The 24,835-nt window shown below is 72.4% G+C and carries 17 protein-coding genes; 10 read left to right on the forward strand and 7 right to left on the reverse strand.

Annotated features, from left to right (window positions below; translation table 11 throughout):
* Positions 1-352 precede the first annotated feature (352 nt).
* On the reverse strand, positions 353-1,741 hold the full coding sequence (locus ACY1JF_RS11485) for a hypothetical protein (RefSeq protein WP_462704931.1): 1,389 nt from the start codon (positions 1,739-1,741) through the stop codon (positions 353-355).
* A gap of 561 nt (positions 1,742-2,302) precedes the next feature.
* Here ACY1JF_RS11485 and panD point away from each other — a divergent pair.
* Complete coding sequence (panD, locus tag ACY1JF_RS11490) at positions 2,303-2,722, forward strand: aspartate 1-decarboxylase (protein WP_462704932.1); 420 nt, start codon at positions 2,303-2,305, stop codon at positions 2,720-2,722.
* 857 nt (positions 2,723-3,579) lie between these two features.
* Here the strand turns inward: panD and gndA are convergent.
* Positions 3,580-5,019 carry an NADP-dependent phosphogluconate dehydrogenase gene (gene gndA, locus ACY1JF_RS11495; protein ID WP_462704933.1) on the reverse strand — a complete coding sequence of 480 codons (1,440 nt, stop codon included), beginning with the start codon at positions 5,017-5,019 and terminating at the stop codon, positions 3,580-3,582.
* A gap of 291 nt (positions 5,020-5,310) precedes the next feature.
* On the opposite strand from gndA, the gene ACY1JF_RS11500 reads away from it, so the two are divergent.
* A complete protein-coding gene (locus ACY1JF_RS11500; protein WP_462704934.1) occupies positions 5,311-6,567 on the forward strand; it encodes a transglycosylase family protein in 1,257 nt (418 codons plus the stop codon).
* Here ACY1JF_RS11500 and ACY1JF_RS11505 read toward each other — a convergent pair.
* The gene (locus ACY1JF_RS11505; protein ID WP_462704935.1) at positions 6,537-7,865 is read right to left on the reverse strand and encodes a DMT family transporter; all 1,329 of its coding nucleotides are present in this window, start codon (positions 7,863-7,865) and stop codon (positions 6,537-6,539) included. The two genes, ACY1JF_RS11500 and ACY1JF_RS11505, sit on opposite strands and share 31 nt — an antisense overlap.
* Before the next feature lie 474 nt (positions 7,866-8,339).
* On the opposite strand from ACY1JF_RS11505, the gene glgA reads away from it, so the two are divergent.
* The 6 genes from glgA (at position 8,340) to ACY1JF_RS11535 (ending at position 19,331) form a co-directional block, all read left to right on the forward strand.
* Complete coding sequence (gene glgA / locus ACY1JF_RS11510; RefSeq protein WP_462704936.1) at positions 8,340-9,500, forward strand: glycogen synthase; 1,161 nt, start codon at positions 8,340-8,342, stop codon at positions 9,498-9,500.
* Between the two features lie 47 nt (positions 9,501-9,547).
* Positions 9,548-10,768, forward strand: a complete 1,221-nt coding sequence (gene glgC, locus ACY1JF_RS11515) for a glucose-1-phosphate adenylyltransferase (RefSeq protein ID WP_462704937.1) — start codon at positions 9,548-9,550, stop codon at positions 10,766-10,768.
* Between the two features lie 235 nt (positions 10,769-11,003).
* Complete coding sequence (locus ACY1JF_RS11520; RefSeq protein ID WP_462704938.1) at positions 11,004-13,619, forward strand: PA14 domain-containing protein; 2,616 nt, start codon at positions 11,004-11,006, stop codon at positions 13,617-13,619.
* A 166-nt stretch (positions 13,620-13,785) separates the two neighbouring features.
* A complete protein-coding gene (locus ACY1JF_RS11525; protein ID WP_462704939.1) occupies positions 13,786-16,110 on the forward strand; it encodes a GH92 family glycosyl hydrolase in 2,325 nt (774 codons plus the stop codon).
* A 145-nt stretch (positions 16,111-16,255) separates the two neighbouring features.
* A complete protein-coding gene (locus ACY1JF_RS11530; RefSeq protein ID WP_462704940.1) occupies positions 16,256-17,596 on the forward strand; it encodes a wax ester/triacylglycerol synthase family O-acyltransferase in 1,341 nt (446 codons plus the stop codon).
* Between the two features lie 232 nt (positions 17,597-17,828).
* Positions 17,829-19,331 (forward strand): SDR family NAD(P)-dependent oxidoreductase, encoded by a 1,503-nt coding sequence (locus ACY1JF_RS11535; protein WP_462704941.1) that lies wholly within the window; start codon positions 17,829-17,831, stop codon positions 19,329-19,331.
* A 30-nt stretch (positions 19,332-19,361) separates the two neighbouring features.
* Here the strand turns inward: ACY1JF_RS11535 and ACY1JF_RS11540 are convergent, their stop codons facing one another.
* Positions 19,362-19,802, reverse strand: coding sequence for a hypothetical protein (locus ACY1JF_RS11540; protein WP_462704942.1), 441 nt, complete (start codon positions 19,800-19,802; stop codon positions 19,362-19,364).
* Between the two features lie 424 nt (positions 19,803-20,226).
* On the opposite strand from ACY1JF_RS11540, the gene ACY1JF_RS11545 reads away from it, so the two are divergent.
* Both ACY1JF_RS11545 and ACY1JF_RS11550 read left to right on the forward strand, forming a co-directional pair.
* Complete coding sequence (locus ACY1JF_RS11545; RefSeq protein ID WP_462704943.1) at positions 20,227-20,400, forward strand: hypothetical protein; 174 nt, start codon at positions 20,227-20,229, stop codon at positions 20,398-20,400.
* A gap of 44 nt (positions 20,401-20,444) precedes the next feature.
* Positions 20,445-20,927 (forward strand): N-acetyltransferase family protein, encoded by a 483-nt coding sequence (locus ACY1JF_RS11550; protein ID WP_462704944.1) that lies wholly within the window; start codon positions 20,445-20,447, stop codon positions 20,925-20,927.
* On the opposite strand, the gene ACY1JF_RS11555 is transcribed toward ACY1JF_RS11550, so the two are convergent.
* The 3 genes from ACY1JF_RS11555 to ACY1JF_RS11565 all read right to left on the reverse strand — a co-directional run bounded on the left by ACY1JF_RS11555 (position 20,924) and on the right by ACY1JF_RS11565 (position 24,590).
* On the reverse strand, positions 20,924-22,285 hold the full coding sequence (locus ACY1JF_RS11555; RefSeq protein WP_462704945.1) for an MFS transporter: 1,362 nt from the start codon (positions 22,283-22,285) through the stop codon (positions 20,924-20,926). The genes ACY1JF_RS11550 and ACY1JF_RS11555 overlap by 4 nt on opposite strands.
* A 34-nt stretch (positions 22,286-22,319) precedes the next feature.
* Positions 22,320-23,240: an amidohydrolase family protein gene (locus tag ACY1JF_RS11560; RefSeq protein ID WP_462704946.1), complete on the reverse strand. Its 921-nt coding sequence runs from the start codon at positions 23,238-23,240 to the stop codon at positions 22,320-22,322.
* A gap of 324 nt (positions 23,241-23,564) precedes the next feature.
* Entirely contained in the window at positions 23,565-24,590 is a 1,026-nt protein-coding gene (locus ACY1JF_RS11565; RefSeq protein ID WP_462704947.1) for an amidohydrolase family protein, read from the reverse strand.
* Between the last annotated feature and the right edge of the window lie 245 nt (positions 24,591-24,835).

A 24,835-nucleotide genomic window follows, 5' to 3' on the forward strand; every position in this document is an offset into this window, starting at 1 on the left:
CCACGGTGGGTGACTGCCCTGCACGACGGATGTGCAGGGCGGCCGCGCGATACCCCGCAGTGGACTCACGGCGAGACCGGGCTGCGGTAACGGTCGAACACCGCATCCCGCTCCCACTCCCAGGTCCAGTCAGGGCTTCAACGGTGGAACTCGGTAACGGCCACCTCGAAGAATTGGTCGGAAGGCTTCCGGCTGGATCCGCTGCCGTCCTTCGGGCGGGTGAGCAAGACCATGCTCTGCATCGCCCGCGCCTACACCGTCACCGCGAGTCGAGGCCCACACTGCTGGCCGTCATGTGGTTTGGTCGTCCGCCCAGAGGCCGTCTGGACGGAACTGTCGTCTCAGCGGTGCGTCAGCGAGACGAGCACGCGCAGGGCTCCTCCTTCTGCCCCGGCAACAGCCGCAGGGCGAAGACAGAGCCGTCGGCGTGGACGGAGACCGGACCGCCCCAGTCCTCGTCGATGGTGAGGCGGGGGCGGACGTGGCGGCTCGCGTGGACGAGGGCGCGGTACTGCTCGATGTCGCCCCTGGCGAGGAGTCGGAAGACCTCCTCGTCCACACCGGAGAACGCCTCGACGCGGGGGCCGTTGAGGCGGAAGACGTGGTCGGTGCCGACGTACTCGTTGCCGAAGAGGGTGTGGGCGGCGTCCTGGACGCTCATGCTGGCCGCGTGTTCGAGACCGGTGTAGCGTTTGCGGCCCTGCCGGTCGGTCAGGTGGCGGGCGGTGGCGTGGCCGGAGCCGGTGAAGGCCATGAGGCCCGCCGCGGTGGTGTGGGCCAGGGACTCCTGGAACCAGGCGTAGTCCTTCGGCTGCACGTGGCAGCCCCGTACGGGCTCCGGTGCCACCAGGCCCTCGGCTGGCGGATGGATGTCCGGCATCACGTTCGCCTGGAGGGGCGGGGCGTTCCGGTTCGCTTCCCGGCCCTCTGCCGGGGACAGCCGACCGCCACTGCCCGGCGCCTGGAGGGCGTGGACGGTCATCGTGCCGCCGTCCGTCGGGAGTTGTGTGCTGAACAGCAGGCCGGGAGTCTCGTTCCACGCGCCTATGTGGACCGCTTCGGCGTGGGCCGAGGCGGAGGCCAGCTGCTCGGCGGAAGTGGCGGAGTCGCTGTGGTTGTCCTTGCAGGCGAGGGGGATGACAAGGGACGGCTCGCCCGGCCGCCAGACCTCGGCGAAGTACCGGGGACGATACCGGTACTTCACCTTCTCGCCCTTGTCCCTGCTGGTGAGGGCCCAGCCCGCGCGTAACGCCGTGTCTGCGGGGACGATCGTCACCGAATGGTCGGGGAAACGGCTGCGCAGCATGTGCTCGGCGAGCGTGAACGCGAAGCCGATGCCGAGCTCGCTGGACTGCAGCGACTTGTAGTGGTCCGCGATGCGGTGGCCTTCGTCGGTGAGGCCGAGGAAGGAGTCACGACCGCCGGCCAGGGCCTGGGTGTACTTGAGTGCGCCCCAGTGCTCCGCCAGCCCCCGGCCCGCCCCTCGCCACGACAGAGCGGTGGCCCGGGCGAGGGTGTGGAGCACGTCCCAGAGGGTCACTTCGAAGTGCCGGGGCAGCTCCGTCGGCAGGATCGGGGCGAGGGCGGGCTTCCGGCGGAGCGGCTCGTCCTCGTTCTCCTTCCGCTTCTCGTCGTCCGCTGCGATGGCGGCCTTCACCTTTCCGACGAGCGCGTCATCGGAGTACACGGAGACGTTCGAGGGCTGAGTCAGGTCCTGGAGCACTTCCTCGGTCGGCTTCAACAGCTCTCCTTCACGGTGTGCGCGGGCGGTTCGCCATCGGGCTAGACCGTACGGAAGGGAGGAGCGGCGCACGCGAGTGCGCAGGGGCGTGTGACTTTGGCTTCGTACCGGGCGGGCTGGCGTGGGCGCCTTGGACCCGCCTCGCTCGCGAGTTCCGCGCTGCCGAGGGGCCTCGGGTGGGTGGCAGGCAGCGAGCTGGCTTCCGAGGCGGCCGAGCGTCGACCGGCTGATGGCCGAGGGAGCCGTGTTCCGTGAACCAGAGCGATGCCGTGCTCGACAGGGCGGTGGTGTGCGTGCTTACGTCGTCCGTGTGTGCAGAGTGGTCTCCTGCTTACCTGATAGATCACCAGGTACGTCAGCATCCGGTCAGCATGAGTCCCCGCGCGTTCCGGGACGGCCGCCCCAACAGGCGTCGGTGCGAAGGGAAACCCCAGGCGGGAAGCCGTCCAGCCAGGCCGGAGCAATGTTCCTCACAAACATCGTTCGAGCGTGCCGGTGTACAGTCGAGACTGCCCTTGACCTGCACAAAGCAGGCAGGGAGCCGTCTTCGAGGAGTCCAAAGTGCTGCGTACTCTGTTCAAGTCCAAGATCCACCGAGCCACCGTCACCCAGGCCGACCTGCACTACGTGGGATCGGTCACCATCGACGCCGATCTGCTGGACGCCGCCGACCTGCTGCCGGGTGAGCTGGTGCACATCGTCGACGTCACCAATGGTGCCCGGCTGGAGACCTACGTCATCGAGGGCGAGCGCGGCTCTGGTGTGGTCGGGATCAACGGGGCCGCCGCTCATCTCGTCCATCCCGGCGATCTCGTGATCATCATCAGTTACGCCCAGGTCACCGATGCCGAGGCGCGGGCGCTGAAGCCGAGGGTCGTGCACGTGGACCGCGACAACCGCGTCGTCGCCCTGGGCGCGGACCCGTCCGAGCCGGTCCCGGGATCGGACCAGGAGCGCAGCCCGCAGGCCGCGTCGGCCTGACGCGGCGAGCGCGGCGAGGACCGGGAACGGGCGGAGCGTGGCCGCGAGCGGCGCCGGGATCCGTGACGACCGGGCGGGAGGCCGCCTGGAGGCGGCGGCCGGTGACGAGGCCGTCGGCCGGATCGGGTGCTTCGTGCCCGGCGCTCCCGGCCACGCCCCGGTCCCGGCGCGCGCCTCCGTCGAGCCGGCCCACGGGGAAGGGTGTCGTGGGCTCGCTCGCCCTCGCGCTGTCCGCCCTCGCACCGTGCGAGGGCGGACAGCGCCGCGCCGCCGTGGCCGTACGCCGTCACGTGGGCCGAGCGGCGCCCCGGCCAGGTCCCGGCGGCCGGTCCGGAGCGGCTGCGCGGCGTGGGACTGGCTGAAGGCGCGTCCCGGACGGCTCCGGATAGCCCGGTGACGTTCCGCGCGGCGAGCCCACCTGGGCCTTCTCGTTCATACGGGGGAGTGAGTGGCGGGGCGGGCCTCGGGTAGGCGGGGGAGTAGTCCAGAGCCGACGCAGACAGAGAGACAGACCGACCGACAGGCCGGAGGACACCCGTCATGACGAACCCGTATCCGGATCCCGTCCCGCCGGGGCCGACGCCGGGCCCGGACCCCGAACCGCCGCAGCCGTACCCGGACCCGGTCCCGCCCCCCGAGCCGCCGCCCGGCCCAGTCCCCGGTCCGGGACCGGGACCTGTGCCGACACCCCCGCCTCCGGATCCCGGTCCGCGGCCCGCCCCGCCGCCCCCGCACCCCGGTCCGCCGGAGCCCTGGCCGTCGCCGATCCCACCGGGACCGGAACCCGTGCCGAACCCGGAGCCGGGACCGCCGCTCAGCTGACGTCCGCGGACGGTCCACGGCCCCGGTGACGAGACCTAGCCGGCCACCTCGGACCGGTCCCCGCCCCACAGCGTGTGGAAAGCGCCGTCCCGGTCGGTACGCCGGTAGGTGTGCGCGCCGAAGAAGTCCCGCTGGCCCTGGGTGAGGGCGGCGGGCAGGCGTTCCGCACGCAGGGCGTCGTAGTAGGCCAGGGCGGCGGCGAAGCCGGGCGTCGGCACTCCCTGCCGGACCGCGGCGGCCAGCACCTCGCGCCAGTCGTCCTGCGCCTGGGCGATCTCCCGCGCGAACGTCTCGTCCGACAGCAGGCTCGGCAGGTCCGGCCGGGCGTCGTACGCGGCGCGGATGCGGTCCAGGAAGGCCGCGCGGATGATGCACCCGCCCCGCCACAGCGCCGAGACCGCGCCCAGGTCGATGTCCCAGCCGTACTCCTCGCTGCCCGCGGCGATCTCGTGGAAGCCCTGCGTGTACGACACGATCTTCGACGCGTACAGAGCCTGCTCCACCCGGTCGGCGAAGGCCGCCGCCTCCGGCTCCGGCAGCGGCGACGGCTTCGGGCCCGCCAGTCCGCGGGACGCCTCCCGCAGCGCCGCGTGCCCGGACAGCGAGCGGGCGAAGACCGCCTCCGCGATGCCCGAGACGGGCACGCCGAGGTCCAGGGCGATCTGGACCGTCCAGCGGCCGGTGCCCTTCTGCTCCGCCCGGTCGACCACCACGTCCACGAACGGCTCGCCCGTCGCCGCGTCCACGTGTGAGAGCACCTCGGTGGTGATCTCGATCAGGTACGAGTCGAGCCGCCCGGTGTTCCAGGTGCGGAAGATCTCGGCGATCCGCGCGGGGGAGTAGCCGGCGACGTCGCGCAGCAGCTGGTACGCCTCGCCGATCAGCTGCATGTCGGCGTACTCGATGCCGTTGTGCACCATCTTCACGAAGTGCCCGGCGCCGTCCGGACCGACATGCGTCACGCAGGGGGCGCCGTCCGCCGCCTTCGCCGAGATCCTTTCCAGCATCGGGCCCAGGGAGTCATAGGACGCGGAGGGACCGCCGGGCATGATGCTGGGGCCGTTGAGCGCGCCCTCCTCCCCGCCCGAGACGCCCATGCCGACGAAGTGGATACCCTGCTCGCGCAGTTCGCGTTCGCGGCGCCGGGTGTCCGCGAAGTGCGCGTTGCCGCCGTCGATGATCATGTCGTCCGGCTCCAGGAGCGGGGCGAACTCCTGGATCACCGCGTCGGTCGGATCACCGGCCTTCACCATGATCACCAGGCGTCGCGGCCGCTCCAGCGCCGCCACGAACTCCTTGGCGGTCTCGGTGGCGATGAAGTCGCCCTCGCTCCCGAACTCCTCCACCAGCGCGTGCGTCCTCGACGCCGTCCGGTTGTGCAGGGCGACGGTGTAACCGTTGCGGGCGAAGTTACGGGCGAGGTTGCGGCCCATGACCGCGAGACCCGTGACGCCGATCTGCGCTGCAGTACTCATGTGCGTTGGCTCCTAGTGACCCAGTGTCGGTGGCGCCGGTCGTGCCTGTCAGTCCACGGCCGCCGTCCGGCCATCCTGACGTGCCGGTATGCCGGCCGCACCTTTGCGACCGGCGCACACACCGGTACGCACGCGAGGGGTCCGGCGGCTCACCGGACACGCGCCTCATCCGGCCAACAACCGCCGGTTCCACGCCATTGCGCCTCGCGGAACGGGCGGGGGCCGTATCGTCGTGGCCGGTTCTCAGTGCTTGCCTTCGCTGCTCCTGACTCCGTGTCGAGGGGGATCTCCATGGCCGTACGCGGTCGGCACCGCCGGTATCAGCCGAACAGGATCAACCGTGCCTCACTGACCGTCACCGCGGGTGGGGCCGGGATAGCGCTCCCGCTCATCGGCACCGGTACCGTGCACGCGGCCGACCTGGACACCTGGGAGAAGGTGGCCGCCTGCGAGTCCACCGGCAATTGGGACATCAACACCGGCAACGGCTTCTACGGCGGACTGCAGTTCACCCAGTCCACGTGGGAGGCGTTCGGCGGCACGCGGTACGCGCCGCGTGCGGATCTGGCCACCCGGGACCAGCAGATCGCCGTGGCGGAGAAGGTGCTGGACGGGCAGGGACCCGGTGCCTGGCCGGTCTGCTCGGCCCGGGCCGGGCTGACCCGCGGCGGCGACGCCCCTGACATCCACCCGGCCGGCGGCACCGAGAAGAACGCCAAGAGCGAGCGGCAGAAACAGAAGAGCGACAAGAAGAGCAACGGCGGAAGCAGCGAGAAAAGCGGCAAGAAGAACGCCGCGGTGGACGTGCGGCCGCAGAGCACCCCGCAGTCCCGTGCCGGGCGGTCCCGGATGTACACCGTGATCTCCGGTGACACGCTGTCCGGCATCGCGGACGCCCAGCGGGTGCGGGGCGGCTGGCAGAAGCTGTACGAGGCCAACCGCGCTGAGGTCGGAGAAGACCCCGACGTGATACTGCCGGGCCAGCGGCTGACACTCACCGGTAAGGAATCCGGGAGCAAGGCCGACCGCGAAGCCGAGAGCAGGACCGAACGCAAGGCCGAGCGCAAGGCCGAGCGCAAGACCGCGTCGGCGAAGCCGAAGAAGAAGTCCCCGGAGCGCGGCGCGAACAGGGCGACCACCGGCCACTCCCTGGTGGCCCCCGTCGACGCCGCCACCGGCACGCCCTACCACCAGACGGGTTCCTCCTGGTCGCAGGGTTACCACACCGGCGTCGACTTCCCCGTGCCCACCGGTACGTCGGTCAAGTCGGTCGCCGCGGGCCGGGTGGTCAGCGCCGGCTGGGAGGGCTCCTTCGGCTACCAGGTGGTCGTCCGGCACGACGACGGCCGGTACAGCCAGTACGCGCACCTGTCCGCCATCTCGGTGAAGGACGGGCAGAGCGTGGGCGCCGGCCAGCGCATCGGCCGTTCCGGGTCCACCGGCAACAGCACGGGTCCGCACCTCCACTTCGAGGTGCGGACCGGGCCCGGCTTCGGCACGGACGTCGACCCGGTGGCCTATCTGCGGGCCGGCGGGGTCAGCATCTGACTCCGGGCCGGCCCGGGTACGGCCGGCAGGGGGCGGGGGAGGCCGGTGAAGACACCGGAGCCGCAGGAGTGGGCCCCGCAGGAGTGGGCCAGGGCCGGAACGGCGGCCGCCGTTCCGGCCGGCTCGCGTATCCCGCCGTCCGGGTACGTCCCCTCCGCCGGCGCGGTCTCCGCGGCCGGGGACGGCGCCGGGGCGGGCAGGACGATCTGCTCCCGGTCCTGCGCCTGCTCCCGGTCCTGCGCCTGCTCCCGGTCCTGCGCCTGCTCCCGGTCCCGTGCCTGCTCCCGGTCCCGTGCCCGCTCCCGTCCCCGCTCCGCCGACGGTGCCGTCCCCGTCCCGCCGGTCACGTCCGTCCCACCGGTCACGTCGGTACGCTCGCGCACCGCGTCCCCGGACACCGGCGTGCCCCGCGCCGGCACCTCACCGGTGCGGGGCACCGCCCCGCCGTCTGCCGGTGCCCGCCCCCGCGTACGCGCGATCCGCTCCGTCGTCAGCAGGATCAGGCCGCCCGCGGCCACCACCCCGCAGCCCAGGGCGAGCACGGTGCCGGCCGCGCCGTACCGGAAGGTCTCGCCGAACATGGTGATGCCGACCGCCGCGGCCGCCACCGGGTTCACCACCGTCAGTGTGGCCAGCGGGGCGGCCAGGCCCGCGCCCCGGTAGGACGCCTGGGACAGCAGCATGCCCGCCGTGGCCAGCACGCCGATCACGGCCAGGGACGGCAGATCGGCGAGGGACACGCCGCCGGTCCAGTCGACCGCGACCGTCTTGGTGAACACCGACGACATGCCGAAGGCGACGCCGGACGCGGTCGCCAGCAGCGTGCCGCGCACCGTCGGGTGCCGGTGGGCGGCCCGGGCGGCGGCCATCAGCGCCACCACCGACCCGGCGGTCACCAGGGCCACCACCGTCCGCTGCGTGGTGTCCAGCGACCGCGAGTCCGCCGAGCCGACCAGCGACAGCAGACCCGCCAGCCCCACCGCCGCCATCACCGCGCCCCGCCAGGCCGCCGCACCGGCCGGTCGCCGCACCAACAGCGCCGCCATGGGCAGGGCGAAGACGATGGTCAGCGCGCCCAGCGGCTGCACCAGGCTGAGCGGGCCGTAGGCGAGGGCCACCACGTGCAGCAGTCCGCCCAGGCCGTTCAGCGCGACCGCCGCCCACCAGGCGGGCCGGCGCAGCGGCGCGTACCGCCGGCCAGGGGAGGACAGCGCGACCTGTTCCTGGACGATGGCCCCGCCCGCGTAGGCGACGGCGGACACGAGCGACAGCACCACGGACAACGCGAGGGCGCTCATCGGTGGCTCCTCGGCGTGCGGCGACGGCCCGGCCCGGTCGTCCCGGCCCGGCGTGGCGAACAGTCGGCTTCCATACCCGACACCTTGCCGCGCGCGCCCCCCTCCCGTCGTCAGCCCTGAGCACTCTTTGGGTCGTACTGCCGATGGAGTACGGCCGCCTCCCGGTCCTCCCCAGGGTGGGTCCCGGGGGGATTCCGGCTCCGCACCGCACCGTGGGAACGGATCCCGCACCGGCCCGCACCGGCCCGCGCCGTACGGGCCGATCACGGCACGGCACCGCACCGGCCCGCGCCGTACGGGCCGATCACGGCACCGCACCGCACCGGCCCGGCGAGGCGGTACGAGCGCTCCCGGCGCCCGCCCGGCCGCACAAGCGGTCCCCGCACCGGTCCAGCCGTGCGTCCCGCGCTCTTCCCCCCGCGCCCCCGCTGGGTGACCATGGGGGGGACCAGCCGCCGAGACGGGAGGTTCCGGGTGCGTGTGGGACTGCTGACCCGGGAGTACCCGCCGGACGTGTACGGCGGCGCCGGCGTCCACGTCGAGTTCCTCGCGCGGGAACTGTCCGCGCTGGTCGACCTGGACGTGCACTGCTGGGGCGAGGCGTCGGGCGCCGACGGCGCCGGGGTGCGGCGCCACCGCCCCTGGTCCGCCCTGGACGGGGCCAACGACGCGCTGCGCACTCTCTCCGTGGATCTCGCGATGACCGACGCCCTGGCCGGCCGCGAACTGGTCCACTCCCACACCTGGTACGCCAACCTCGGCGGCCACCTCGCCAAGCTGCTGCACGGCGTCCCGCACGTGGTGACCGCCCACTCCCTGGAGCCGCTGCGCCCCTGGAAGGCCGAGCAGCTCGGCGGCGGCTACGCGCTGTCGAGCTGGGCGGAACGCACCGCCGTGGAGGCGGCCGACGCGGTGATCGCCGTCTCCGGCGCGATGCGCGAGGACATCCTCACCTGCTACCCGGCGCTCCCCGCCGACCGGGTGCACGTCGTGCACAACGGCATCGACACCCGGCTGTACCGGCCCGACCCGGCCACCGACGTCCTGGACCGCGTCGGCCTGGACCGCTCCCGCCCGTACGTGCTCTTCGTCGGCCGCATCACCCGCCAGAAGGGCGTGCCCCATCTGCTGCGCGCGGTACGGGACATCGACCCGGCCGCGCAGGTCGTGCTGTGCGCCGGCGCCCCCGACACCCCCGAGATCGACCGGGAGTTCCGCGACCTGTACGACGAGCTGAGCCGGACGCGGGACGGCGTGCACTGGATCCCGCGGATGCTGCCCCGGCCCGAGGTGGTGCAACTGCTCACCCACGCCGCCGTGTTCGTCTGCCCCTCGGTGTACGAGCCGCTCGGCATCGTCAACCTGGAGGCGATGGCCTGCGGCACCGCGGTCGTGGCCTCGCGCACCGGCGGCATCCCCGAGGTCGTGGCGGACGGCGAAACGGGGGTACTCGTCGACGTGGACGACGACTTCGAGGCGGGACTCGCGCGGGCCCTGGACGCGGTCATCGGCGACCCGGAGAGCGCCCGCCGGATGGGCGGGGCGGGACGGGAGCGGGCGGTGGCCGAGTTCGGCTGGGACGCGGTGGCCCGCCGCACGGTCCGGCTCTACGGGAACGTCCTGAAACAGGCGTGAACAGGTGTGACGGAGCAACTGGCGTAGAGGGTGGGAGGGGTGCGGCCATGCGTCGTGGAGGTCCTTCGGTGCTCGGTGTCGTCCTCGCGGGCGGGGAGGGCAAGCGGCTGATGCCCCTGACCGCGGACCGGGCCAAACCCGCGGTGACGTTCGGCGGCACGTACCGCCTCGTCGACTTCGTCCTCTCCAACCTGGTCAACGGCGACATCCTGCGCGTCTGCGTGCTGACGCAGTACAAGTCGCACTCCCTGGACCGGCACGTCACCACCACCTGGCGGATGTCCAGCCTGCTCGGCAACTACGTCACCCCGGTCCCCGCCCAGCAGCGCCTGGGACCGCGCTGGTACCTGGGCAGCGCCGACGCGATCCTCCAGTCGCTGAACCTGGTGTACGACGAACAGCCCGACTACGTCGCGGTGTTCGGCGCCGACCACGTGTACCGCATGGACCCGCGCCAGATGCTCGCCCAGCACATCGAATCCGGCGCGGGCGTCACCGTGGCGGGCGTCCGGGTGCCGCGCACCGAGTCGGCGTCCTTCGGGGTGATCACCCCCGGCTCGGACGGCCGGACGGTCGAGAGCTTCCTGGAGAAGCCCGCCGACCCGCCCGGTCTGGTGGACGACCCCGCGTGCGTCTTCGCCTCGATGGGCAACTACGTCTTCACCACCAAGGCCCTGATCGACGCCCTGCACCGGGACGCCGAGGACGACGACTCCGCGCACGACATGGGCGGTTCGATCCTGCCGCAGCTCACCGACCGGGGCGAAGCCGGGCTGTACGACTTCGGTGACAACCACGTGCCCGGGGAGACCAGCCGCGACCAGGGCTACTGGCGGGACGTGGGGACCCTCGACGCCTACTACGACGCCCACATGGACCTGATCGCCGAGCGTCCCGCCTTCAACCTCTACAACCGGCAGTGGCCGATCTACACCTCCTCCGGGCAGCTCTCGCCGGCCCGGTTCAACGCCGGCGGCATCGCCAGCGAGTCCATCGTCAGCGCGGGGTGCCTGATCCGGGGCCAGGTCACGCGGTCGGTGCTGTCACCGGGGGTCGTGGTCGACCCGGGCGCGGTGGTGCAGGGCTCGGTGCTGCACGACAACGTGCACGTCGGGCGGGGCGCGGTGGTGCGCGGGGCGGTGCTGGACAAGAACGTCCAGGTGCCGCCGGGCGCCACGATCGGCGTGAACCCCGAGCGGGACGCGGAGCTGTACACCGTCTCCCGGGGCGGGGTGATCGCCCTCGGCAAGGGCCGACGGGTGCTGTAGCGCGCCCGGCTCCCGACCCCGGCCGGGCGGTCCCGTGCGCCGCCCGGCCGGTGCGCCGCCCGTCGGTCCGGAGCGGTCGGGCCGACGGGCGGGCTCATAGACGGGTGCCACCGGACGGCGTTGTCATGTCCCTGGACGACAATCGGAATCCGTGTTGTCATGCATCTGCCGTTACAACGATGTAACCAGGCATCGGTGTGACGACCGGCCCCGTCCTCCTCGAAGGAGAGGATTCGTGCGCATCAGACGACTCAGAGACCGCCTGGCCCTGTTGCTGGCCGCGGCGCTCGGCAGCGGCACCCTCGCCGCCGTGCCCGCCGCCGGCGCGGCTGCCGCCCCCGACGGCACGGCCGTGGAGGCCCACGGCCTCAAGGGCGAGTACTACACCCACTCCGCCCCCGGCGCCTTCGACTTCCACGAGCTGAAGGCCACCGGTTTCGACCCGCAGGTCGACTTCGGCAACCTGGAGTCACGCCTCAGGTCCGCCACCGGACAGTCGGACGACGTCAGCGTCCGCTGGACCGGCCGGCTGGTCCCCGAGGAGACCGGCCCGCACACCTTCTCGGTCATCGGCGACAACGGCTTCCGCCTCTGGATCGGCGGACAGCTCGCCATCGACCACTGGGTCGACGACTGGGACCGCGAACAGACCGCCCAGCCGATCGACCTGACGGCGGGCCGGTCCTACGACATCAAGCTGGAGTACTTCGAGCACTACGGCGGCTCCAACCTCCACCTGCGCTGGACCGAGCCCGGCGGCGTCAAGGAAGCGGTCCCGCAGTCGGCGTTCCGCCTGCCCGAGGGCTACGACTACGACGGTGCCACCTCGGCCGCCGTCCTGGCCACCGGCCGTACCCTGAAGCTCGGCTTCGCCCACCCCGTCGCCACGCCCCCGGCCGGTTTCACCGACCACCTCCAGGCGGTCATCGGCGGCGCCACCTGGCCGCTGGGCGGGGCGAAGGCCGACCCCGACGACCCCTACGCCCTCCTCGTCGCCCTCGACGAACCCGTCGTCGGCAACAAGACCGGCACCGCCCCCGGCACCGCCGACATCCGCTACGACGGCGAGGGCGGCCTGACGACGGCCGAAGGCAACGTTGTCAGCGCCTTCTGGACGAGCGGCTCCAACCGCTCCACCTACGAGCTGCGCACCGACTGGGCCGACGAGGTCGGCCCGGACAACGCCCTCCCCGAGTACCCGCGCCCGCAGCTGACCCGCGACGACTGGCGCAGCCTCAACGGCAGCTGGCAGTTCGCCGCCGCCGAGGCCGGTGAGCAGCCGCCGGTCGGCAGGAAGCTGAAGGAGCGCATCCTGGTCCCGTACCCGGTGGAGTCCCAGCTCTCCGGCATCGAGCGGCACGAGGACCGCATGTGGTACCGCCGCACCTTCACCGTCCCCAAGGACTGGAAGGTCGGCTCCCGGCAGCGGCTCCAGCTCAACTTCGGCGCCGTGGACTGGCGCTCCGAGGTCTACGTCAACGGCGTCAAGGTCGCCGACCACCAGGGCGGCTACGACAAGTTCAGCGCCGACATCACCGACGCGCTCGAGCCCGGCCGCGTCCAGGAGCTGATCGTCGGCGTCTACGACCCGACCGACGCCGCCGACGGCGAGAACCCGCCGCTGGGCAAGCAGCGCCTGGACCCGAGCGGCATCTGGTACACGCCGTCCTCCGGCATCTGGCAGACGGTGTGGATGGAGCCGGTCGCCGCCGACCACGTCGACTCGCTCAAGCTCACCCCCGACGTCGACGCGTCCACCGTCACCGTCGAGCCGCAGGGTATCCGCGACGGCGTACGGGTCACGGCCACCGCCTACGAGGGCCGGCGCAAGGTCGCCACGGTCACCGGCCGCACCGGCGGGCCCCTCACCCTGAAGATCGAGAACCCGCGGCTGTGGTCCCCGGACGACCCGTTCCTCTACGACCTGGAGGTCACCGTCGGCAAGGACCGCGTCGGCAGCTACTTCGGCATGCGCTCGGTCTCCGTCGAGAAGGTGGACGGCACCCCGCGCACCCTGCTCAACGGCGAACCGGTCTTCCTGATGGCCACCCTCGACCAGGGTTTCTGGCCCGACGGCCTGCACACCGCGCCCACCGACGAGGCCCTCGCGTACGACCTGAAGGCGCACAAGGAGATGGGCTTCAACTCGGTCCGCAAGCACATCAAGGTGGAGCCGGACCGCTGGTTCTACTGGGCGGACAGACTGGGCCTGCTGGTCTGGCAGGACATGCCGGCCATGACGGCGGGCGTCGACCCGTCCACCGCCGCCCGCGCCGAGTACGAACGCGAGATGAAGGAGATCATCGACGAGCACATCAGCAGCCCGTCAGTGATCATGTGGGTCACCTTCAACGAGGGCTGGGGCCAGTACGACGTCGGCCGGATCGCCGAGCAGGCCAAGGCCTGGGACCCAACCCGGCTGGTCAACAACCAGTCCGGCCTGAACCTCGGCGCCGACGGCGGCGCCGGCGACATCATGGACGAGCACGGCTATCCGAGCCCGGCCCTGCCGCCGTCCCCGGACGGTGAACGGGCCCTGGTCAGCGGCGAGTACGGCGGCCTCGGTCTCGCGGTGCCCGGACACGCCTGGTCCGTGCAGCAGTCGTACGTCGACGTCGACCCGGCCACGTACACCGACGACTACCTCGCCAAGCTCGCCGAGGTGCGCGCCCTGGCCTGCAAGGGCGGCAACGGCGCGGTGTACACGCAGATCACCGACGTCGAAGGGGAGCTGAACGGGCTGCTGACGTACGACCGCAAGGTCGTCAAGCCCGATGTGCCGCGGCTGAGGGCGGCGCACCAGCAGCTGATCGCGGACATCTCGCGGGCGACGCCGGTGGGCTGCGCCTGACCGGTGAGGGCCCGCCCGTCCCGTGGTGGGGCGGGCGGGCCCGTGCGCCGGGCGCGGGCCCGTCGTGGCCGGCCCGGCAGCAATCCCCCCGCCCCCGAGGGGGCGCCGTGCCCGGCACGGAGATGGTGACAACGTTGTCGTACGTTACGTATGGAGGCAAGTTCTCATGAAAGGGATCCATCGGCTGCGGGGTGTGGCGGCCGGCGCGGCGGCCGCACTGCTCGCCTGCGCGCTCGCCGCGCCGTCCGCGCAGGCGGCCACGGGCCACGACGGCCCGCTGACCGGCCTCGTCAACCCGTTCATCGGCACCGAGAACGAGGGCAACACCTACCCCGGTGCCGCCGTGCCCTTCGGCATGGTTCAGCTCTCCCCGGACACCGGCCACAACGTCGGCTACGACTACTCGAACGACCGGGTCCGGGGCTTCTCCCTGGTCCACCTCTCCGGCGTGGGCTGCGGCCTCGGCGGCGACCTGCCGGTGCTGCCCACCACCGGTGACGTCACCGAGACGGACTACGCGAAGTACGCCGCCGGTTTCAGCCACGACGACGAGGCAGCGAGCCCCGGCTACTACCGCGTCGGCCTGGACTCCGGCATCGAGGCCGAGCTGACCGCGACCGAGCGCACCGGCGTGCAGCGCTACACCTTCCCGGCCACCGACAAGGCCAACGTGCTGCTCAACGCGGGCCAGTCGCTGCACCGGACGGTCGCCACGGAGGTGGAGGTCCTGGACAGCCGTACCGTGCGCACCACCATCACCGGCAGCGGCTTCTGCCAGGACACCGAGCCGTACACCCTCCACACGGTCACCCGCTTCGACCGCCCCTTCACCGCCTACGGCACCTGGGAGGGCGCCACCGTCACCGCCGGGGCGAAAACCGGCCGCGACGGCGCCTACCTGCGCTTCGACACGACGAAGGACCGCACCGTCGAGGCGACCACCGCCCTGTCCTACGTCGACGCGCGCGGCGCCGCCCTCAACCTCCGCGCCGAGGGCGGCCGTTCCTTCGACGCCGTACGCGAAGCGGCCGACCGCACCTGGGAGGACCGGCTCGACGACGTGCGGGTCCAAGGCGGTGACGACACCCTGCGCCGCACCTTCTACTCGTCCCTGTACCGCTCCTTCCTCGCCCCGAACATCGGCAGCGACGTCGACGGCCGCTACACCGGCTGGGACCAGAACAAGCACCGGGCGAAGGGCTTCACGTACTACCAGAACTGGTCACTGTGGGACACCTACCGCACCCAGTCCCAGCTGCTGTCCCTGCTGGCGCCGCGCCAGGCGCGGGACATGGCGGTCTCCGTGCTCAAGATCGACGAGCAGAGCGGCTGGCTGCCCAAGTGGGGCTACGGCACGGTCGAGACCAACATCATGACCGGCGACCCGGTCACCCCGTTCCTCACCAACGCCTACCAGCAGGGCCTGCTCAAGGGGTACGAGGAGCAGGCGTACCGGGCGCTGAAGAAGAACGCCGACGGGGTGCCGCCCGCCGAGTCCCCGGCCGTGGGCCGGGAGGCCAACCGGGAGTACCTCGCCCACGGCTACGCGCCCTACGTCAAGGGCCGCCCGCACGCCAAGCCCGGTGACTCCGACTACGACCACGGCGCCTCCGCCACCCTGGAGTACGCCCTGTCCGACGCGATGCTGGCGCGGATGGCCGGCGACCTCGGCCACGAGGAGGACGCCGCCCGGTACGCCGCCCGCGCCCAGAACTACCGCACCGTCTTCGACCCCTCGACCGGCTTCTTCCGCGCCCGCGACGCGGCCGGCGCCTTCACCGGCCCGGCCGACCCGGCGCGGAGCGAGGGCTTCCACGAGGGGACCAGCTGGCAGTACCAGTGGCTGGTGCCGCAGGACCTGCCCGGCATGATCGACCTGATCGGCGGCACCGACGCCGCCAACGAGCGGCTGGACTCCTTCTTCGCCTACGAGCGGCTCCTCGCGGACCCGGCGGGCACCGCCCGCGAGGTCTGGGTCAACGGGCCCTACGACTACTACAACGCCGACAAGTACAACCCGCAGAACGAGCCCGACCTCATCGCCCCGTACACCTACCTGTCCACCGGGCAGCCCTGGAAGACCACCGACGTGGTCCACGCCGCGCTGACCCTCTTCACGGACACCCCGACCGGCATGACCGGGAACGACGACCTCGGCACGATGTCCGCCTGGAACGTGCTGTCCTCGATCGGGATCTTCCCGATCCAGCCCGGTCACGACACCTGGGGCCTGTCCACACCGGTCTTCGACCGGGTCGACCTGGCCCTGGACCGCCGCTACTACCCGCGCGGCGCCCTGACGATCACCGCGCCCGGCACCTCGGACACCGACCGCTACGTCCAGTCGGCCCGGACGGACGGGAAGGGCTACGACCGGACCTATCTGACCACCGACGCGCTGCGCTCGACGCGGTCGCTCGCGTTCACGGTCGGCCCGCAGCCGTCCGGGTGGGGAACGTCACCCCAGGCGGCGCCACCTGCGCTGACGTGACCTCAGACGCCCCATGAGTCCCGCCCCTTTCCGAGGGGCGGGACCCAATCCGTTGTTAACTGTGGGTAACTAGATCGTACTTGACCGTAATCGGTGAGGAGAGTTTGACTGTTTGTCTTCACCCTCATCGATGCGAGGCAAGCCATTGACTTCCGACCTGCTCGCTCCCCTCGATCTGGCGTTCTGGAACATCGAGTCCGCCGAGCACCCCATGCACCTGGGGGCGCTCGGCGTCTTCTCGGCCCACTCGCCCACCGCGGGGGCCCACGCGGCGGACCTGCTCGCCCTGCGCGCGGCGGGCGTGCCCGGGCTGCGGATGCGCATCCGGGACGTGTGGCAGCCGCCGCTCGCCCTGCGGCAGCCGTTCTCGTTCGGCGGCGCCGCCCGGGAGCCGGACCCGGACTTCGACCCCCTCGACCACGTCCGGCTGCACGCCCCGGCCGATGACTTCCACACCGTGGCGGGCCGCCTCATGCAGCGCCCGCTGGTCCGGGACCGGCCGCCGTGGGAGGCGCACGTCCTGCCGGGCGAGGACGGGGCCTGCTTCGCCGTGCTGTTCAAGTTCCACCACGCCCTGGCCGACGGACTCAGGGCGCTGGGGCTGGCCGCGGCCGTCCTCGACCCGATGGACCTGCCCGCGCCCCGGCCCCGGCCCGCGCCGTCGCGCCGCGGCCTGCTGCCGGACGTGCGCGGACTGCCCGATCTGGTGCGCGCGGCCCTCTCCGACGCCGGACGGGCCCTGGACATCGGCGCCTCCGTCGCCCTGTCCACCCTCGACGTGCGCTCGTCGCCGGCGCTCACCGCCGAGTCCTCCGGCACCCGCCGCACCGCCGGCGTCAGCCTGGACCTCGACGACGTGCACCGCGTCCGCAAGGCCGAGGGCGGCACCGTCAACGACGTGCTGATCGCGGTCGTCGCGGGCGCGCTGCGCCGCTGGCTGGACCAGCGCGGCGACGGCACCGAGGGCGTGGCGCCCCGCGCCCTGATCCCCGTCTCCCAGCGCCGCCCGCGCACCGCCCACCCCCAGGGCAACCGGCTCTCCGGCTACCTGATACGGCTCCCGGTCTGCGACCCCGACCCGCTCTCCCGCCTCGGCGCCGTCCGCGCCGCCATGGACCGCAACAAGGACGCCGGGCCCGCCCGCGGCGCCGGCGCGGTCGCGCTGCTCGCCGACCACGTCCCGGCCCTCGGCCACCGGCTCAGCGGCCCCCTGGTCGGCCAGGCCGCCCGGCTCTGGTTCGACATCCTGGTCACCAGCGTCCCCCTGCCCAGCCTCGGCCTGAAGCTCGGCGGGCACCCGCTCACCGAGATCTGCCCCTTCGCGCCGCTGGCCCGGGGGCACTCGCTGGCCGTCGCCGTCTCGACGTACCGGGGGCGGGTCCACTACGGGCTGGTCGCGGACGCCGAGGCCGTGCCGGACCTCGACCGCCTCGCCCACGCGGTGACCGAGGAGGCGACGGCCCTGCTGAGGGCCTGCGACTCCTGAGCCGGAGACGGTGGCGGCCCGGCCGGTTGCCCGCGCCCTTCGTGCGGGGGCGCCGGTGGCCCCGGCCGGTCGCCCGCTCTCTTCGTGCCGCGGGGCCGGCGTCCCGCCCCGTCGCCCGCGGTGCCGGGGCGGACGGTTTGGCGGCCGGGCCCGTCGCTCGCGTAAAATCCGGCGTTCGACAGCGGACGCGAGACGGAGCGCCGCGCGGGTGACCAGGGAAACGGCAGCGGCGATGACGGTGACACAGGACGGTTCGGCGGCCACGGACGAGGTGGGCGCGTCCGGGTACGGCCCCGGCATCGACCCCGAACGGCTCGCCGTCTGCCTCAGCGTGCTCAAGGAACTCGACGGCATCGAGGTCGACCACCCCGACGCGATCGCGGTCCGCCGGGCCACCTCGCACATCTACCGCACGGTCAAGCAGCGCCGCCGCCAGGAGCGCCGGGCCGCCAAGACCGCCCACGACAAGGCGGTCACCGAGGCCACCGCCACGGGCTCGGCGGAGCGCATCGACGACGAGACCGAGGGCATCCTGCCCTCCTCCCGCACGGAGGAGGGCACCATCGCGGGGATACTCCAGCGCCCCCGCTCCTGCTACGTCTGCAAGCAGCGCTACGTCGAGGTCGACTACTTCTACCACCAGCTCTGCCCGCCGTGCGCGGCCGAGAACCGGATGCGGCGCGACGCCCGCGCCGACCTCACCGGCAAGCGGGCGCTGCTCACCGGCGGCCGGGCCAAGATCGGCATGTACATCGCGCTCAGGCTGCTGCGCGACGGCGCGCACACCACCATCACCACCCGCTTCCCCAAGGACGCCGTCCGCCGCTTCAAGGCCATGGACGACTCCGCCGACTGGATCCACCGCCTGGAGGTCGTCGGCATCGACCTGCGCGACCCCGCCCAGGCGGTCGCCCTGGCCGACCGGGTGGCCGAGCAGGGCCCGCTCGACATCCTGATCAACAACGCCACGCAGACCGTACGCCGCCTGCCCTCCGCGTACGCCGCCCTGGTCGAGGGCGAGAGCGCGCCGCTGCCCGCCGGCGAGCTGCCCGCCCAGCACGTCATCGGCGCCTTCGGCTCGGGCTCGGTCGACGGACTGGCCGCGCTGCCCGCAGGCGTCAGCGGCCTCGACGCGCAGCAGGTCGCCGACCTCGCCCTGGTGGCCGGCAACGCCAGCGTGGTCCGGCACCGCGACGGCACCGCCATCGACGCCGGCGGCCTGGTCCCCGACGTCGTCGACAGCAACACCTGGGTGCAGAGCATCGAGCAGATCTCCCCGGTGGAGCTGCTGGAGACACAGCTGTGCAACTACACGGCGCCGTTCATCCTCATCAGCAAACTCCGGTCGGTGATGGCCGACGCCGCCCGCAAGGCGCCGTCCGGGCGGGCCTACGTCGTCAACGTCTCGGCGATGGAAGGCGTGTTCGCCCGCGGCTACAAGGGCGCGGGCCACCCGAACACCAACGCCGCCAAGGCCGCGATGAACATGGTGACGCGGACCAGCGCCCAGGAGATGTTCGAGAGCGACGGCATCCTGATGACCTCGGTGGACACCGGCTGGATCACCGACGAACGCCCCCACTACGACAAACTGCGCCTGGCCGAGGAGGGCTTCCACGCCCCGCTCGACCTGGTCGACGGCGCGGCCCGCGTGTACGACCCGATCGTGCGCGGCGAGGCGGGCGAGGACCTGTACGGCGTCTTCCTGAAGGACTACGCGCCCGGCAAGTGGTGAGGAGCCGGCCACCCGGCACGCGGTGAGCGGTCAGCCGCCCGCGCCGAGCCGCGAGGTGCGCGCCGCCACCAGCTCCAGCACCGTGCGCCAGTCCTCCAGGACCCCGGCGTCGAAGACGGCGGCGCGGCCCTCCTCCTGCGCCTCGCGCAGCCGGCGCAGATCGTCGTCGGCCACGGCGTCCGGGCCGGGGCGGCCCGCGACGAGACGGGCGACGCGCTCGCCGAGCAGTCCGCGGACCGCGTCGGCGGTGCGCCCGGCGCGGCCGGCCGGGTCACCGGGCCACAGCAGCCCGCCCACGCCGAGCACCAGACCGGCGATCTGCAACTCCTTGTCGGCGGGGCGCCCGCGGCGCAGCAGCGCGGCGGTCCGCAGCGCGTGGCCGTGCGCGTCGGCCGGAGCGCCGCCGGCAGCGGTGGTCTCCCGGCAGGCGTACAGCAGGTCCATCAGCTCCTCGACGCTGCGCAGCTCCACGCGTCCGTCCTCCCGCGATCTCCCGCGACACGGCTCCTTGCGCACCGCAGCAGACCATGACGACCTTGCGGCCCGGCCAACGCCGTCTGAACTGCCCCGAGCCCCTGGACCGCGTAGACCGAACGGGTGACTCACATCAGTGGACGAAACGTGACGGAACGGAGTGCGGCGGACCCAACTGTGCGCGGGGTGAAGCATGATGATTACCAGGAGTTTACGGCCCCATAGAGCGGACCCCCGCTCATTTGGTTAATGTGGAGCGGACGGACCGCAGTACGGGCCCCACCCACACCCATCGTCCGTCCGAGTGACCGGCGCCACCGCGTCCGAACTGCTCTAGACCGACACCCGAGCGGGCGTCAGGCACCGGACAGCAGACTGACCGGCGAGGCCCGAGGGTGACCCGACACATAAGGAGTGCGCGGTGACACCGGAGAAGACGAAGACCGACGAAGGCCCCGAGGAACGCATCCGGTCCGCGGGCCGCCGGCCAGGAGAGCTGGGAAGCCTGGACGTGTGGGCCCGGTCCGCCCCGATCCGCCTGGCGGGCTACGAGGACGACCTCGCCGAGCCGCACATCCTGCCCAGCGTGGACTGAACCCGGATGATCACGATCGGCGTGGGCGTGCGAGACTCGCGTCCATGCCGATCAGGGAAGCAACCACGGACGACTGGCCGCGCGTCTGGCCGTTCTGGCACCGCATCGTCGCCGCCGGCGAGACCTACACCTGGGACCCGGCCACCTCCGAACAGGAGGCGCGGCGTCTGTGGATGGACCCCGCCAAGCGCGTGTACGTGGCCGAGGACGGGACCGGCGCCGTCGTCGCCTCCGCCTACCTCACCCCCAACTACGGCGGCCCGGCCGCCCGCATCGCCAACGCGGGCTTCATGGTCGACCCCGACCACGCGGGCCGGGGCACGGGCCGGGCCCTCGCCGAGCACGTGCTGGCCGAGGCGAAGGCCCACGGCTACCGGGGCATGGTGTTCAACGCGGTCGTGGAGACCAACCCGGCGGTGAAGCTGTGGACTTCCCTCGGCTTCACCGTCCTGGGCACCGTGCCGGAGGCCTTCGAACACCCCCGGCACGGCCTGGTGGGCCTGCACGTCATGTACCGCGCACTCTAGGCGGGCGTCTTCTGCGCCGTGGCCGCGGCTGCCGCCGCCTGCCGGGCGGCCCGGGTGCGCGGCCCGAAGACCGCGAGCACGATCGCGCCCAGCAGCCAGGAACCGGCGATGAAGTAGAACACGCTCTGGTAGCCCTGGCTGTTGTAGAGCGCCGCGACGACCAGGGGGCCGGCGGCGTTGGACAGCCGGCCCAGCCCGTAGGAGACGCCCGTGCCCAGCGAGCGGCTGCGGGTGTCGAACAGCTCGGGCGAGTAGGCGTAGCCGAGGGCGGTGTAGCCGCGCTCGAAGAGGTTCACCAGGAAACCGAAGACGATGATGAGCACCGGGTTGAAGGTGAGCCCGTAGAACAGGCCGCAGACCGCGATCACCGTGCCGAAGGCGACCAGGCACCACTTGCGCTCGAACCGGTCGGTGACCAGCGCCGCCAGATACGAGCCGAGCGGGGCGCCGACCGTGGTGAGGGCGACGTAGAAGACCGAGTCCTCGACGCTGAAGCCCTCCTTGGCCAGCAGGGTCGGGGCCCAGCTGGAGTAGCCGAAGAAGCCGATGGTCTGGGTGACCCACACGACCGTGAGCAGCAGGGTCGGCAGCAGGTACTTCCGCTGCAGCAGCAGCTTGAGCGGGGCCTTGGTGACCGGGGCCTCCTGCACCGGCGGGGCCGGCTCGGGCAGCGGGCCCTTCTCGGCGGAGACCATGGCCTCGATCTCGCCCAGCACCCGCTCCGCCTCCTCGTGCCTGCCCCGGCTCTCCAGCCAGCGCGGCGACTCCTTGAGGTGGCGGGTGAACAGGACCAGCAGCATGCCCAGCGAGCCCCACAGGAACACCAGGCGCCAGGACCAGTCGCTGAGCGGGACGACGAAACTGGCGAGCAGGCTGGTGACGGGGGTGCCGCAGATGCCGATGACGATGGCGTACGCCTGGTACCGGCCGCGGACGGCCGCCGGGTACATCTCGCTGACGTAGATGACCGCCACCACGGTCATCGCGGACAGGCCCGCCGAGGTCAGGACGCGGAAGGCACCGAGGGAGAGCAGGTCCCAGGAGAAGACCGAGAGGAAGGAGAAGAAGCCGAAGAAGACCGTCGTCTGCATCAGGGCGCGTTTGCGGCCGAAGCGGTCGGCGAGGTTGGAGGCGACGATCGAGCCTATGAACATGCCGACGAACGACAGGGAGGTCACGTAGGCGACCTGGTCGACCGTGACGCCCCACAGCTTGATCAGCTTGGGCGCGGTGACGGAGAAGCTGTTGATGTCGGCGAACTCGAAGAAGTACGCGAACGACACCGCCAGCAGGGTCATCTTGTGGAACCGGGAGACCGGCAGTCTGTCCAGCCGGTTGAGAGCGTTGACGCGATGCATGCGATGTGCCCTTGCGGTAAGAGGGAAGGGGTGCTCAGACGGCCTCTCCGGGCCAGTACAGACCCATGGGGTTGGCGACCAGGAGCTTGTGCTGCTGCTCGGCGGTGGGGGCGATGTGCGGGATGTGGTCGACCAGCAGCCCGTCGTCGGGCATGTGGTCCTTGAGGTTGGGGTGCGGCCAGTCGGTGCCCCACAGGACGCGGTCCGGGAACTCCTCGACCGTGCGCCGGCCGAACGGCACGACGTCGGTGTAGGCGTGGCGCTCGCCGTTCAGGGCGGCCGGGCCGGTGACGGTCAGGCGCTCCGGGCAGCTCACCTTGACCCAGACGTCGTTGCGGTCCACGAAGCGCAGGAAGCGGGAGAACTCCGGACCGTCCACCGGCCGGGTCACGTCCGGGCGGCCCATGTGGTCGATGACCAGCGGCGTGGGCAGGGAGGAGAAGAAGTCCTCCAGGTCGGGCAGGTCGGCGGCCTCGAAGTAGAGCACGATGTGCCAGCCCAGCGGGGCGATCTTCGCCGCGATGGCGCGCAGGTCCTCCTCGGGCGAGGTGTCGACCAGGCGGCGCACGAAGTTGAAGCGCACACCCCGCACCCCGGCCTCGTCCAGCTCCCGCAGCTCGGCGTCGGTGACGTCCGGGCGGACGGTGGCGATGCCGCGGGCCCGGCCGCCGGCGGCGCGCACGGCGTCCACCATGGCCGAGTTGTCCGCGCCGTGGCAGGTGGCCTGCACGATGACGTTGCGGGACAGGCCCAGGTGGTCGCGGAGCGCGAACAGGTCCTCCTTGCCGCCGTCGCAGGGCGTGTACTTCCGCTCCGGCGCGAAGGGGAACTCGGCCTGCGGCCCGAAGACGTGGCAGTGCGCGTCGACGGCCCCCTCCGGGAGCCGGAACGCCGGTTCGGACGGGTCGGCGTACCAGTCGAGCCAGCCGGGGGTCTTGGGAGCGAGATCGGGCATTTCGGTCGTTCCTTTCACGAGCGGTCCCGGCGCCTGGGCCGGTGCGGGTGCTCGGTGCGCGGCTTCCGGGCCGGTGCGCGGGTCCCGGAGGGCGTTCGGGCGGGCGGGGCCGGTTCGCGGGGGGGGGGGGGCGGGGAGTCGCGGGGGCGGGGGGGGGGGCCGGTGGCCCCGCCCCCGGCGGCGCGCGGCGGGGGGGGGGGGGGGGGCCCGCCGGCGCGGGGGGGGGGGCGGGGCGGGGGGCGCGGGCGCGCGGGCCCGGGGTGGGGCGCGGGGGGGGGGGGGTGGTGGGCGGGGGGGGGGGGGCCCCCCCCCGCCGCCCGGGGGTCAGCGGCCCTGGCTCTTCAGCAGGGCGTCCAGTCGAGGGTAGACGGTGCGCGCGTTGTGCTCCTGGATCGCCGAGCGGTGTTCCGCGGGCAGCTTCGCCGCCTCGACGTAGCGCCGCGTGTCGTCGAAGTGGAAGCCGGTGCACGGGTCGATGTCGCGGACCGCGCCGATCATCTCGGAGGCGAAGAGGATGTTCTTCGGCGGTACGACCTCCAGGAGCAGGTCGATGCCCGGCTGGTGGTACACGCAGGTGTCGAAGAAGACGTTGCCCAGGACGTGCTCCTCCAGCTCCGGCTTGCCCAGCGCCATCGCCAGGCCGCGGAACCGGCCCCAGTGGTAGGGCACCGCGCCGCCGCCGTGCGGGATGATCAGCTTCAGGGTGGGGAAGTCCTTGAACAGGTCGCCCTGGACGAGCTGCATGAACGCCGTGGTGTCGGCGTTGAGGTAGTGCGCCCCGGTGGTGTGGAAGGCGGGGTTCACGCTGGTGCTGACGTGCACCATGGCCGGGATGTCGTACTCGGCCATCTTCTCGTAGACCGGGTACCACGAGCGGTCGGTGAGCGGGGGAGCGGTCCAGTGCCCGCCGGAGGGGTCGGGGTTCAGGTTGAGCGCGACCGCGCCGTACTCCTCGACGCAGCGGGTCAGCTCGGGCACGCAGGTGGCGGGGTCGACGCCCGGGGACTGCGGGAGCATGGCCGCCATGGCGAACCGCTCCGGGTAGAGGCGGCTGACCCGGAAGCACAGCTCGTTGCAGATCGACGCCCACTCGGCCGAGGTCTTGAAGTCGCCGACGTGGTGTGCCATGAAGGACGCCCGGGGGGAGAAGACCGTCAGGTCGATGCCGCGCTCGTCCATGAGGCGGAGCTGGTTCGACTCGATGCTCTCGCGCAGCTCGTCGTCACCGATCTCCAGGTCGGCGCGCGAGGGCGCGGACGCGGGGTCGTCGAGTCCGGCGATCTGCCGGTCGCGCCAGGCCGCCAGCGCCCCGGGAGCGGTGGTGTAGTGGCCGTGGCAATCGATGATCATGGCTGTTCCTGACTGCTGTGAGAAGTCGCCCCGGCGTCTGTGGGGGGCGCGGACCAGGTTCAACGTAACGGCCGACGAAATTGTTGACAATATGTTCCGGCAAAGTTTCCGTCCAGGGGCCGCGGGCCGGACGCCGGGACACGCGGGCCGCGCGGTTCGGACCGGGCGCGGTGGGGGAGCTCAACCCCCGTCCGCCCGTCGCCGTGACCCGCTTCCCGGCAACCGCCCGCTCCCGAACCACGGAG

It is taken from the genome of Streptomyces sp. SYSU D01066-1 (genome assembly GCF_054956795.1).

What these genes read in the sequence shown, in the direction of transcription:
- ACY1JF_RS11555 (WP_462704945.1), bottom strand. Translation starts at nt 22,285, where the DNA reads ATGCATCGCGTCAACGCTCTCAACCGGCTGGACAGACTGCCGGTCTCC.
- ACY1JF_RS11525 (WP_462704939.1), top strand. Translation starts at nt 13,786, where the DNA reads ATGAAAGGGATCCATCGGCTGCGGGGTGTGGCGGCCGGCGCGGCGGCC.
- ACY1JF_RS11535 (WP_462704941.1), top strand. Translation starts at nt 17,829, where the DNA reads ATGACGGTGACACAGGACGGTTCGGCGGCCACGGACGAGGTGGGCGCG.
- ACY1JF_RS11560 (WP_462704946.1), bottom strand. Translation starts at nt 23,240, where the DNA reads ATGCCCGATCTCGCTCCCAAGACCCCCGGCTGGCTCGACTGGTACGCC.
- ACY1JF_RS11500 (WP_462704934.1), top strand. Translation starts at nt 5,311, where the DNA reads ATGGCCGTACGCGGTCGGCACCGCCGGTATCAGCCGAACAGGATCAAC.
- gndA (WP_462704933.1), bottom strand. Translation starts at nt 5,019, where the DNA reads ATGAGTACTGCAGCGCAGATCGGCGTCACGGGTCTCGCGGTCATGGGC.
- ACY1JF_RS11550 (WP_462704944.1), top strand. Translation starts at nt 20,445, where the DNA reads ATGCCGATCAGGGAAGCAACCACGGACGACTGGCCGCGCGTCTGGCCG.
- ACY1JF_RS11505 (WP_462704935.1), bottom strand. Translation starts at nt 7,865, where the DNA reads ATGAGCGCCCTCGCGTTGTCCGTGGTGCTGTCGCTCGTGTCCGCCGTC.
- glgC (WP_462704937.1), top strand. Translation starts at nt 9,548, where the DNA reads ATGCGTCGTGGAGGTCCTTCGGTGCTCGGTGTCGTCCTCGCGGGCGGG.
- ACY1JF_RS11565 (WP_462704947.1), bottom strand. Translation starts at nt 24,590, where the DNA reads ATGATCATCGATTGCCACGGCCACTACACCACCGCTCCCGGGGCGCTG.